This window comes from Rhodoblastus sp. (assembly GCF_019449565.1).
Classification (GTDB): Bacteria; Pseudomonadota; Alphaproteobacteria; order Rhizobiales; family Beijerinckiaceae; genus Rhodoblastus.
The window spans coordinates 33,674-44,391 of record NZ_JAGRPM010000049.1; the positions used below are offsets into that span (position 1 = coordinate 33,674).

Sequence of the window (10,718 nt, forward strand, 5' to 3'; positions counted from 1 at the left end):
CGTCGATAGACGGGCGTTCTATCGAACGCCCTATGGGGGAGAAGGGAGACGCGGGCCTGTCGTCAAATCGTCGCCACAACGGCGATTTCAACCTTATATTCCGGCGCGACCAGCTTGGCTTCGACCGTGGCGCGGGCCGGCGTTGCGCCTTCGACGACCCAGGTGTCCCAGACCGAGTTCATCTCGCCGAAGGTCGAAATGTCGGCGAGATAGATCGTCGCCATCATGATTTTGGTCTTGTCTGTGCCGGCTTCGGCGAGCAGGGCGTCGATCTGGGCGAGCACTTCGGCGGTCTGTGCGGCGACCGAGGCGCCGGCCGCTGTTTCCGCCACCTGGCCCGCCAGATAGACGGCGTTGCCGCGGATCACGGCCTGGCTCATGCGCTTGCCGGGCTTCAGTCTTTTCAGAGAAGGCATTATCGGTCCTTTCGCCGTTCTTTCTTGCGATGCGTCTCAATACACGCGCGCGCTAGTGTCCGCTATCCTCGGGAGTGGCGGCGCCATGCCCGGAAATGCGGTCGCTGAGCGCCAGTAACACAGCCGAAAGCACGAAGGAGAGATGGATCCCGACATTCCAGGCCAAGGTCCGGTCGCTGGTGTTGGACAGGTCCATGAAGACGCGCAAGGTCTGGATCGCCGAAATGGCGACGATCGAGGACATTAATTTCAGCTTGAGGCCGCCAAAATCGATCTTTGTCAGCCAGGCCGGGCGGCTGGTCTCGCCATCGGGCGCGACGTGGGAGACGAAATTTTCGAAGCCGGAAAAAATCACCAGCACGACCAGCGAGCAGGTGAGCGTCAGATCGATCAGACCGAGCGTGTCGAGCACGACGGTCGATTCGTCGGCCGAAAATGAATCATGGGCGAGATGGACGACATGCTGCCCGGCCTTGATCATCAGGATGACCATGCTGAAGGCGAGGGCGACGTAGAAAGGCGCCAGCAGCCAGCGGCTGGCGAACAGCACGGTCTGGATGATCAGTTCAATTCTCTTGCCAAAACCCATGCGCGAACTCTCGCGCCCCGTTGTCAGGGATCACAGGCCTACGCCGACGGGGCATGCGACGCCGCTGCCGGAGAGGCCGCAATAGCCCGCCGGATTCTTGGCAAGATATTGCTGATGATAGGATTCAGCAAAGTAAAATTCGCCTGCCGGGCGTATTTCCGTGGTGATCGCGCCGAGGCCATGAGCGGAAAGAGCCTGTTGATAAAGCTCTTTCGATTTTTCCACCGCCTTCAGTTGCTCTTCACTGGTCGTATAGATCGCGGATCGATATTGCGTGCCGACATCATTGCCTTGGCGCATGCCCTGGGTCGGATCATGCGATTCCCAAAACAGCGCGAGCAGGCGTGAGAGTTCGATCTTTTTCGGGTCATAGACGACCAGAACCACTTCCGCATGCCCGGTCAGGCCCGAGCAGGTCTCCTCATAAGTCGGATTGGGCGTCGCGCCGCCGCTATAGCCGACGGCGGTGACATAGACGCCCTCGCCCGCCTGCCAGAACCGGCGCTCGGCGCCCCAGAAGCAGCCCATGCCGAACAGGATGCACTCCGTTCCTTCTGGAAAAGGCGGGGCGAGATCGCGGCCATTGACGCAATGTTTCTCCGCGGTCGGGATCGGCTCCGCCCGGCCCGGCAGGGCTTCGGCGGCTGTGGGGAGTTGCAGTTTCTTGCGCGTGAAGAACATGACGCCCTCAGGTTTTGCCAGAATTCGGGTTTTTCCAGATTTGGGGATGCAGGTGCGAATTGACGAGGCCTCCCGCAATTTTTAACGCTATAAGCGCCGCAATAAAATGCGCCGCAAAAAACGTGGCAAGAAAACGGGCAAGAGAACGGGGACGGCATGGACTGGGACAAGTTGCGGGTGTTTCACGCCGTCGCCTCGGCTGGCTCATTCACACATGCCGGCGAAGCGTTGCGCCTGAGCCAGTCGGCCGTCAGCCGGCAGGTCGCTGCGCTGGAATATGATCTCAAGACGCCGCTGTTTCATCGCCATGCGCGCGGGCTGTTGCTGACCGAACAGGGCGAAATCCTGTTTCGCACCGTTCAGGAGGTGCTGAGCAAGCTGGAAAGCGCGCGGGTGCGCTTGTCGGATGCGCGCGACAAGCCGCACGGCCTGCTCAAGGTCACAGCCAATACCGGCATCGGCGCCGCCTGGCTCGCGCCGCGCCTGGCCGATTTCCGCGAGCTTTATCCCGACATCGAAGTCGTGGTGATTCTCACCGACGACGAGCTGGATCTTTCGATGCGCGAGGCCGACGTTGCACTGCGGCTGTGGGAGCCGACCCAGGGCGACCTGATCCGCCGCCGCCTGTTCACGGTGCATTATTCGGCCTATGCCTCGCGGTCCTATTTACAACGCTTCGGCTCTCCGCGCGACGCGAACGACCTCGACGCCCATCGCATCGTCGCCTTCGGCGTGACCGGCGCGCCCTATCTGCGCAACCTCAACCTCTTGCTGACGCTGGGACGCGACGCCAAGAACCCGCGCGATTCGGTGCTTTCGATCAATAATCTGTTCGCGATGATGGGGGCCATCGAGCAGGGTGCGGGCGTCGGCGTGCTGCCTGATTATGTCGTGAATGAAAATTCGCCCCTGACGCGGCTCGATCTCGGCGCGGAAATGCCGACCTTCGATTGCTGGCTCGCATATCCCGAGGAAATGAAGACGGTGGCGCGCGTCCAGGCCTTCCGCGATTTCCTCGTCGCCAATGCGCCCATGTGGCGGCACTGAGGGGCGGCACTGAGCGGCGACGGAGGCTCCATGATTCCAACCTCAATACTGACCTGCCCAAACTGCGGCCACCGCTCGCGCGAAACCATGCCTACAGATGCTTGCCAGTTTTTTTACGAGTGCAAGTCCTGCGGCGTCGTCCTGAAGCCGAAGCCCGGCGACTGCTGCGTCTTCTGTTCCTATGGCGACACGCCCTGTCCGCCTGTCCAGGCGGGCGGTTCGTCAGACGGCTGCTTTAGCGCAGCTATCGAGGCCAAAGGCGTAATCGACAAGGAGGCGAGCGACTGACGCCCGAACGCGAAGCCCCCTGGCTTGACGCCTTCGCGCCCTTCGGCCGCCTCGCGGCGCCGGCGCGAGAAGCGTTGGCGCATCTGCCGGTGCTGACCATTCCGCGCGGCAAAACTCTGTTCGCGCCCGGCTCGTCATGCCAGGGCTTCGTACTGCTGCTCGAAGGCGTCGCCCGAGTCAGCGTCGCGGCGGCGAATGGCCGCCGCCTGCTGCTCTATCGCGTCGCGCGGGGCGAAACCTGCGTCCAGACCACGCTCTGCCTGATGGGCGGACTGGACTATTCCGCCGAAGGGGCGGCCGAGACGGATTTGCGATTGGTTTGGGTCCCGCCGGCCTTGTTCGAGCGGTTGTTGCGCGAATCGCCGGATTTCGCGCGTTTTGTCTTCGAGCGCTTCGGGGCGCGGCTTGCGGAAATGACCCGGCTGATCGAGACCATCGCTTTTCTGCGGGTGGACGCCCGCCTCGCCGCGGCTTTGCTTGCCCGCGCCGACGGGGAAGGCGAGTTGAGCGCGACCCATCAAGACCTTGCCGAGGACATTGGCGCGGCGCGCGAAGTGGTGAGCCGCCAGCTCGCCGAGTTCCAGCGCGCCGGACTGTTGCGGCTCGGGCGCGGGCGGATCGGCCTGGCCGACCGCAAGGCGCTGGCTGACCTCGCTTCGGCCGATCTGGCTTGGTGACATAAATCACCGACTTTTCGGCCCGGATCTCCTAAGCCTCAGGAGGCTCGAAAAAAGGAGAACCCCATGACCCCAAATGTTGGAAGCCTCGATCGCATGTTGCGCATCGCCGTCGGCCTCGTCCTCATCGCCTGCGTCTTCGTCGGCCCGCGGACCCCGTGGGGCTGGGTAGGACTGATCCCGCTGCTCACCGGACTCCTGCGTTTCTGCCCGGCCTATACGCTGCTGGGCTTCAACAGCTGCGACAGGAAATAAAGCTCAGACCACGTCTTCCGGCGCGAGCGCGCAGGCGAGTTCTGGATGGATCTCGATCTGGAACGTGGCGTGATTGATCTTGAATGTCCGCGCCAGATCCGCCGCGAGATCGTGCAGGAAGGAATCGCCGGGATGGCCGCCGGGCATCACCAGATGGCAGGTTAATGCGATCTCGGTGGTGCTGATCGGCCAGATGTGCAGATCGTGCAGGGCGGAGACGCCTGCGCGCTTGCCGAGAAAGGCGCGAACCTTGTCCGGGTCTATATGGGTTGGCGCCGCCGCCATGGACATGGACAGGGATTCGCGCAGCAGGCCCCATGTGCCCCAGACGATCACGGCGTTGATGGCCAGGCTGACGACGGGGTCGAGCCAGAGCCAGCCGGTGAGCAGGATCAAAAGGCCGACCAGCACCACGCCCGCCGAGACCAGCGCATCGGCCGCCATGTGCAGGAAGGCGCCGCGCAAATTAATGTCGGTCTTGCCGCCTGAGGCGAACAGCCACGCGGTGAAGCCGTTGATCGCGATGCCAATGGCCGCGACGATCATCACCGTCCGCCCGGCGACCGGTTCGGGCGCGCCGAGGCGCTGGATCGCCTCCAGCGAAATCGCGCCGACGGTGATGAGCAGGAACACCGCGTTGAAAAGAGCGGCGAGGATCGAGGAGCTGCGCAGGCCATAGGAGAAGCGCGGCGTCGGCGTGCGTTTCACCAATTCGCTGGCGAGCCAGGCGACTGCGAGGCCGAGCACGTCGGAGAGATTGTGTCCGGCGTCGGCGAGCAGGGCCATGGAATTGCTGAGAAAGCCATAGACGGCTTCGATCACGACGAAGGCGACGTTCAGCCCGATGCCGATGGCGAAGGCGAGGCCAAAACTGGCCGGCGCGTGAACATGGCCGTGGCTGTGGCTATGGCTATGGCCCGAACACCCGCCGGAATGGTCGTGAGAGCCGTGATCGTGAGGCGCGTGATCATGTTGGGCGTGATCCTTATGATCATGCCCGTGATGCTTGTGATCGTGATCTACGTGATCTTGGCCGCCTGTTTCGCCGTTCATCGCTCCCGCCTTTGCCGCGACAAGGATAGACCGCGCCGCGCCGGATGGATCAAGGGCGAAATAAACCGTCCGGCGTTATGAACCCGATTTTAGCCGATCAATTGGCGAAGCGGAAATGCAGGACATCGCCGTCGGCGACGACATATTCCTTGCCTTCGAGGCGGAACTTGCCGGCTTCGCGCGCGCCCGCCTCGCCCTTGCAGGCGACATAATCGTCATAGGCGATGGTTTCGGCGCGGATGAAGCCCTTTTCGAAATCGGTATGGATCACACCCGCCGCCGCCGGGGCCTTGACGCCCTTTTCGATGGTCCAGGCGCGGGCCTCCTTGGGGCCGACGGTGAAATAGGTGATGAGATGCAACAGGCCATAGCCCGCGCGAATCACGCGGTTGAGGCCCGGCTCCTCCAACCCGACGGCTTCGAGAAAGTCCTTTTGCTCAGCGGCGGGCATGACGGCGATCTCGCTCTCGATCTGCGCCGAGACCACCACGGCCACGGCGCCTTCCTCGGCGGCGCGGGCCAGCACCCGTTCAGAAAATTCATTGCCCTTGTCGGCGGAGGCTTCCTCGACATTGCAGACGTAAAGCACCGGCTTGGACGACAGCAGCCCGAGCTGGGCGAACAGCTTGCGCTCTTCCGGCTCGATCTTCGCCAGGCGCGCGGGCTGGCCCTCGCGCAGCAGCACGAGGCTGCGGTTCATCAGATCGACGATTTCCTTGGCGTCCTTGTCGCCGCCCTTGGCCTTTTTTTCGAGCGCGACGATGCGCTTTTCGAGCGATTCGAGATCGGCCAGCATCAGCTCGGTCTCAATGGTCTCGATGTCGCGGATGGGATCGACCTCGCCGTCGACATGGGTGATGTCGCCATCGACGAAGCAGCGCACGACATGGGCGATGGCGTCGCATTCGCGGATATTGGCCAGGAACTGGTTGCCGAGGCCCTCGCCTTTCGAGGCGCCGCGCACCAGGCCGGCAATGTCCACAAAGGTCAGTCGGGTAGGGATGATTTCCTTCGAGCCCGCGATCTTGGTCAGCATCTCAAGACGCGGGTCCGGCACGGCGACGTCGCCGACGTTTGGCTCGATGGTGCAGAACGGATAATTGGCCGCCTGGGCCGCCGCCGTCTGCGTCAGCGCGTTGAAAAGGGTCGATTTGCCGACATTGGGCAAGCCGACAATGCCGCATTTGAAACCCATGGGAACGCTCGCCGGTTGGAATTGAGGAATTGTCGCGCCGTATGCGGCCCGCGTGGCGAAAAGGCAAGCCCAACTTGTGCGGACGGGCCGTGCATAAGGCCTTGCGCGCTGGCCATATTTCCGTCACGGGAGGTTGCGAAAAAGCCGTTTCACGCAGACAGGACGGAATGAAAAAGGTTTTCGCCTTCCATTTATCGCTACGCGCCGCCGGCCTGACGCTGGCGGGCGCCTGCTTCGCCATTGGCCTCGCCGCTTCGCCGGCGGGGGCGGAGCAATGCCCGCGCGGCCAGATTTTCTGGAAGTCGAAAAAGAGCTGCGTGGACAAGGCGGAAGCCGCCAAGCTCGGGTTCTATCACGGCCCAATTCCTGCCCAGAACAAGCCGGCGGACAAGGCGGAGCCTGAGACGCCCGCCGAGGAAAGTCCGGCCGACGCCGCTGCGGCGCCTTCCGAACCGGAGCCCGCCACTGTCCAGCCTGCCGCCGCCGATTCGGCGCCGAAGCCGTCGCCTTATGGCGAATTGGTGCTCGAGGAATTCGCCAAAGCGAAATGAGTTTGGCAGAAATAATCGTTGTCGTTGCATGACTCGCGAAATCGGCTAAAACCCGCGCCATGACCGAACAAACCTGCCCCTGCCGCGCCCTGTCGCAAGACAAGCAAGCCTTCGCCGATTGCTGCGGCCCCTATCTCGCCCGGACGAAATTCCCGCCGACGGCGGAAGCCCTGATGCGTTCGCGCTACAGCGCCTTCGCCCAAGGCGATGTCGATTATCTGTTCGATACGCTTGCGGACGACCAGCGCACGGATTTCGACCGCGCCGCGACGAGCGACTGGGCGAAGAAATCGGAATGGCTGGGCCTCGACATCCTCGCCACGGAACAGGGCCAGGAAAGCGACCAGACCGGCGTGGTGAGCTTCGCCGCCCATTTCAATCGCGACGGCAAGAAGCTGACCCATAAGGAGCGCTCGCTGTTTCGCCGCGACGGCGAGGGGCGGTGGCGCTTCGCTCAGGAACTGCCCATGAAGGGCGAGACGGTTGTGCTCGGGGCGCAGCCCGGCCGCAACGATCCCTGTCCCTGCGGATCTGGCAAGAAATACAAGAAGTGCTGTGGGGCGGCCGCCTGAGGGCTTGCCGTTAAAGCGCGCTCGGGCTCCGCGTCCGGGCCGCTTCCTGCCGCCAGAGCGCGGACTGCACGGATAGCGACAGGAAATCGCCGAATAATTCGAACACCGCGCGCTCGTTCATGTTCAGGCTGCGGGGTTGTCGATCATGCGCCAGCAGCAGCCCCCAAAGCGCGCCCTCGACCCGGATCGGCATGGACAAAAGCGCGGCGAAGCCCGCTTTTGCGGCGCGGCCGGCTTCGTCGGCGGTTGCGGCGCGCAAATGGGCCAGGGCGAGATCGGGCGCGGGTGCGCCGATCAGATCAACCGGCGCCGCCCCGCAATCGGACAGAAAACGCAGCCGCGCGCCCAGATAAAAATCGCGCGACTCGGCGGAAAAATCCGCCGAAAGGGCCGCAAATTGCGCCGCGTCGGGCCAGTCCGGGTGCTTGTGCTGGGCGAGCGCGTGGGCCGCTCCCTCCGGCGTGAGGCGCAATATCGTGACGCAGTCCCATTGCAACACTGAAAAGACCAGCCGCGCCGCCATCAGAGCCAGCTTGTCGAGGCTGTCGGAGCGGGACAGCCGGTCGATCAGGGCGCGCGCGCGATCGAGTGCGTCCAGGTCGGGCTGGGCCGAACGTTCGATCTCGATGATCGTCTGCTCGCCGGCGCCATGAACCGAGAAATCAAAGGCGCCCTCGCAGCCCGCGATGGGGCGGAACGGCAGCAGCGACGGGCGTGGCGCGGCGCTTGCGCGCGAAAGGGCGTTGCGCAGGGCGTGTGAGGTTTCCGAACCGACGAGGTCGCGCAGAGCCGCGCCAATGAAGACGCCTTTCGCTGGCGGAAGCAGACCGGCGAGATTGGCGGAATGTCCGACCATACGCGCCGCCTGGGCGTCGCAGACGATCGCCCAGCCGCGCGGCTGGATCGCCCCGGCCTTTGGCGTCGTCGCCTGCGAATCCTCACTGCCGCTATTTGCCATGAAAAGCTCCTTCGCGCGCAGTCTCGCGCGGCCGGCCGTGATTCGCTTTGCCGGGATAGGATTAAGAAAGCGTTGCATTTTAGATACGTCAAAATTTTTTTTGAACTTTTTCCGCGCCCCCGCGTTCAAGCGAAGTCAGGAGGCCAGTGCGGAGGGTTTGGCCATGCGGGGTTTGGATCGGCAGCTGTTTCGTTTCGTTCTCGTTCTGGCGCTCGGCGCCGGCTTGGCGGCGGTAGCCGCGCAGCCGCAGAAGCCGAAGGTCGTTGCACGGGAAAAGCCTGCTCCGGTAATGATCGTGGCGGCATATGAAAGCACGCCGCCGATCGCGATCGAATCGGGAGCGCGCGTCGACCAATGTTCGCTGAACCCGCGTGACTATCGCGACGACCGCAGCACGGACAAGAATGGCAAAAAGCGGAAGGTCGTCGTGTGCGGCTGATGTCCTTCGGGGAGGGGGCAAGGCCTGGCCGGGGAATGCGCTGCTAAAGACCCGCGAACAGCGGGTCTTTTTTTTGCTCCGTCCCTAAGGTGCCTCAGGGAGCGGCCGGAAGGGGTGCGGCAGCGCGCCAGCTCCACGCAAGCGCGCAAAGGCGCTGAGCCCGAACGGCTCATTGCCATTGGGATGGACGAGGATGACGCTTCCGGGACGGGCGGCGGCCCCAAGCGCCAGCCAGGCGTCGGCGCCCAGCGGGACCAAATGCGCCTCACGGACCTTCTCCATCAGGGCGCGGTCTGAAATCAGGCCCGGAAAGCGGAAAAAGACGCTCGGGACCTCGCCATTGGCGATCAGAAGCCGCTCGACGTCCAGAATTTCGCTGGTCATGTCCACGCCGGGAACGAGCAGGAAGTTCTGCGCATCCGCAACGCCGGGACGATAGGGGTGATGGAAGGAATGGTTGACGAAACTGATCGCCAGTCGCCCTTCCGCCTTTTCGCGCCGCAGCCAGAGAAAATCCGCGACATGCTGCTCCATCCACCGGCCCGTGATGGAGAGCGCGATGGGCGTGGCCGGGCCATCCTGCTCCAGCGATTTCAGGAAGGCGCGGTCCAGCGGCCGATGCGAGGGGCAGAGATCCCCGGTCAGAAAGGCGCCGCCGCCGCGTCCGCTCTTGAGACCGGCGTTGTCCAGCCAGGTCGCGCCGGGAGCGAGCGGCTTGCCGGGCTCCCGCGCGAAGCGGTCGACCGACGCGATAAAGCGCGTGTGCGCCTGGGCTTCGGCGGTCGTCGGCTTGCAGGTCCAGCAGGCCGCCCGCTCCAGCCTCGTCGTGAGCTTTTCGGGATCGACCGCAAGGAAAAGCTCTTCGCCGCCGAAGCGCAGGCTTCGCGCGGCCAGAACCTCTTCGCCTCCATCGCGGCGGCAGCTCTGCAAGATGATTTGGAGATTTTCGACCCGGCTCATCGGCTGCAGCGATCCGTCGAGCGGGGCCGCCACAACGAAGGGTGCGGCGCAATCGGCGGCGCTTGCGCCTGCGAAAGTCAGGGGCCAGAGTGCGAGAGCCAGAGCGAGAACTTTTCTCATATCCGAGACAAATGACCGAAAATTCGCCGCAACCCAAGAATTTTTCCATTCGACGCGAGGCCGCGCCCGATTCCGGCCAAATGACGCGGGAGGCTCTGGCGGCGGAGGTCGCTTCGGAATTCGGCCCGCGCGAGGAAAGCGCCTTCGTTCTGGCGGCGCGCGATGCGTCGGGCGGCTGGATTGGCGGGATCAATGGCTTGATCCATTGGCGCTGGCTCTATGTCGCCCAGTTTGTCGTCGCATCGGACTGGCGCGGAAAGGGTCTGGGCCGCGCCCTGCTCGCGGAGGCGGAAAGCCTTGCGCGCGAAAATGGTTGCGTCGGGATCTATCTCGACACGTTCAGCCCGCGTGCGCTGGACTTCTATCGCGCCAATGGCTTTGTCGTCGCAGGCCAAATCGCGAACTTCCCGCCCGGCGCGGCGCGGACTTATTTGAGCAAGGCGCTTTGCATTTTCCGAAATTGAGACCGAGCGGCCTTCTGCTGGAAGGTCGCGGCATTCGTCCTGATGGTCGTTGGCGTTAACCAAAAGCGGTAGCCGGCGGCGCATTGGAGTATTTCGGCCCGGCGCGATTCAAAATTATCCTCTCATCGCAAGCGGATCGTTCAAGCCAAACATCAGGCAGGCACGAGGGCATGCCTTAACGCGAGATGATCGCGGTTTGGGATGCATCGTCAAAGATTTGCATGCGGGGCGCGGCTCCCGGTCCGATGACAGTATCTCTGTCGCGCGCTTTCGATCAGCAGAAGTTGATGAGAGGAATCGCCATGGCAGACCCGACCATTTTCGAGACGAGGATTGCGGCGTCGCTTGACGATGTGGAGCAGATGGCGTCCGGCTCCATCTATGCCGCCAGTTCGGACCTTGAGCTGGTCGACGACGTGCAGACCACGGGCGGTACCGGCCAGACGGTGGGGC

15 protein-coding genes are annotated in these 10,718 nt (G+C 63.5%); 8 read left to right on the top strand and 7 right to left on the bottom strand.

Features of this window, described 5'->3' with window-relative positions; translation table 11 throughout:
• Positions 1-62: 62 nt before the first annotated feature.
• Genes QZ409_RS12230 through msrA form a run of 3 tightly spaced genes read right to left on the bottom strand, consistent with a single transcriptional unit; the run spans position 63 to position 1,686 of the window.
• A complete protein-coding gene (locus QZ409_RS12230) occupies positions 63-416 on the bottom strand; it encodes a RidA family protein (protein WP_296711441.1) in 354 nt (117 codons plus the stop codon).
• Positions 417-468: 52 nt separating this feature from the next.
• Entirely contained in the window at positions 469-1,005 is a 537-nt protein-coding gene (locus QZ409_RS12235; protein WP_296711446.1) for a TIGR00645 family protein, read from the bottom strand.
• A 30-nt stretch (positions 1,006-1,035) separates the two neighbouring features.
• Positions 1,036-1,686, bottom strand: a complete 651-nt coding sequence (gene msrA, locus QZ409_RS12240) for a peptide-methionine (S)-S-oxide reductase MsrA (protein WP_296711449.1) — start codon at positions 1,684-1,686, stop codon at positions 1,036-1,038.
• A 156-nt stretch (positions 1,687-1,842) separates the two neighbouring features.
• On the opposite strand from msrA, the gene QZ409_RS12245 reads away from it, so the two are divergent.
• The 4 genes from QZ409_RS12245 (at position 1,843) to QZ409_RS12260 (ending at position 3,953) form a co-directional block, all read left to right on the top strand.
• Positions 1,843-2,733: a LysR family transcriptional regulator gene (locus QZ409_RS12245; protein WP_296711452.1), complete on the top strand. Its 891-nt coding sequence runs from the start codon at positions 1,843-1,845 to the stop codon at positions 2,731-2,733.
• A gap of 30 nt (positions 2,734-2,763) precedes the next feature.
• Positions 2,764-3,021 (top strand): GDCCVxC domain-containing (seleno)protein, encoded by a 258-nt coding sequence (locus tag QZ409_RS12250; protein WP_296711455.1) that lies wholly within the window; start codon positions 2,764-2,766, stop codon positions 3,019-3,021.
• Positions 3,022-3,095: 74 nt separating this feature from the next.
• Positions 3,096-3,698, top strand: a complete 603-nt coding sequence (locus tag QZ409_RS12255) for a Crp/Fnr family transcriptional regulator (RefSeq protein WP_296711458.1) — start codon at positions 3,096-3,098, stop codon at positions 3,696-3,698.
• 66 nt (positions 3,699-3,764) lie between these two features.
• Positions 3,765-3,953, top strand: coding sequence for a DUF2892 domain-containing protein (locus tag QZ409_RS12260; protein WP_296711461.1), 189 nt, complete (start codon positions 3,765-3,767; stop codon positions 3,951-3,953).
• Positions 3,954-3,956: 3 nt separating this feature from the next.
• On the opposite strand, the gene QZ409_RS12265 is transcribed toward QZ409_RS12260, so the two are convergent.
• Together QZ409_RS12265 and ychF are read right to left on the bottom strand one after the other, a co-directional pair.
• Complete coding sequence (locus QZ409_RS12265; protein WP_296711463.1) at positions 3,957-5,006, bottom strand: cation diffusion facilitator family transporter; 1,050 nt, start codon at positions 5,004-5,006, stop codon at positions 3,957-3,959.
• 97 nt (positions 5,007-5,103) lie between these two features.
• Positions 5,104-6,201, bottom strand: coding sequence for a redox-regulated ATPase YchF (gene ychF, locus QZ409_RS12270; protein WP_296711466.1), 1,098 nt, complete (start codon positions 6,199-6,201; stop codon positions 5,104-5,106).
• 167 nt (positions 6,202-6,368) lie between these two features.
• Between ychF and QZ409_RS12275 the strand changes: the two genes are divergently transcribed.
• Positions 6,369-6,752, top strand: coding sequence for a hypothetical protein (locus tag QZ409_RS12275; protein ID WP_296711469.1), 384 nt, complete (start codon positions 6,369-6,371; stop codon positions 6,750-6,752).
• A 59-nt stretch (positions 6,753-6,811) separates the two neighbouring features.
• Complete coding sequence (locus QZ409_RS12280; protein ID WP_296711470.1) at positions 6,812-7,324, top strand: YchJ family protein; 513 nt, start codon at positions 6,812-6,814, stop codon at positions 7,322-7,324.
• A gap of 10 nt (positions 7,325-7,334) precedes the next feature.
• Here the strand turns inward: QZ409_RS12280 and QZ409_RS12285 are convergent, their stop codons facing one another.
• Positions 7,335-8,282 carry a GAF domain-containing protein gene (locus QZ409_RS12285; RefSeq protein WP_296711473.1) on the bottom strand — a complete coding sequence of 316 codons (948 nt, stop codon included), beginning with the start codon at positions 8,280-8,282 and terminating at the stop codon, positions 7,335-7,337.
• On the opposite strand from QZ409_RS12285, the gene QZ409_RS12290 reads away from it, so the two are divergent.
• Positions 8,281-8,721, top strand: coding sequence for a hypothetical protein (locus tag QZ409_RS12290; RefSeq protein ID WP_296711478.1), 441 nt, complete (start codon positions 8,281-8,283; stop codon positions 8,719-8,721). The two genes, QZ409_RS12285 and QZ409_RS12290, sit on opposite strands and share 2 nt — an antisense overlap.
• Before the next feature lie 84 nt (positions 8,722-8,805).
• Here QZ409_RS12290 and QZ409_RS12295 read toward each other — a convergent pair whose 3' ends face one another.
• On the bottom strand, positions 8,806-9,801 hold the full coding sequence (locus QZ409_RS12295) for a polysaccharide deacetylase (protein WP_296711482.1): 996 nt from the start codon (positions 9,799-9,801) through the stop codon (positions 8,806-8,808).
• 11 nt (positions 9,802-9,812) lie between these two features.
• On the opposite strand from QZ409_RS12295, the gene QZ409_RS12300 reads away from it, so the two are divergent.
• A complete protein-coding gene (locus QZ409_RS12300; protein WP_296711487.1) occupies positions 9,813-10,265 on the top strand; it encodes a GNAT family N-acetyltransferase in 453 nt (150 codons plus the stop codon).
• The last annotated feature ends 453 nt before the right edge of the window (positions 10,266-10,718 follow it).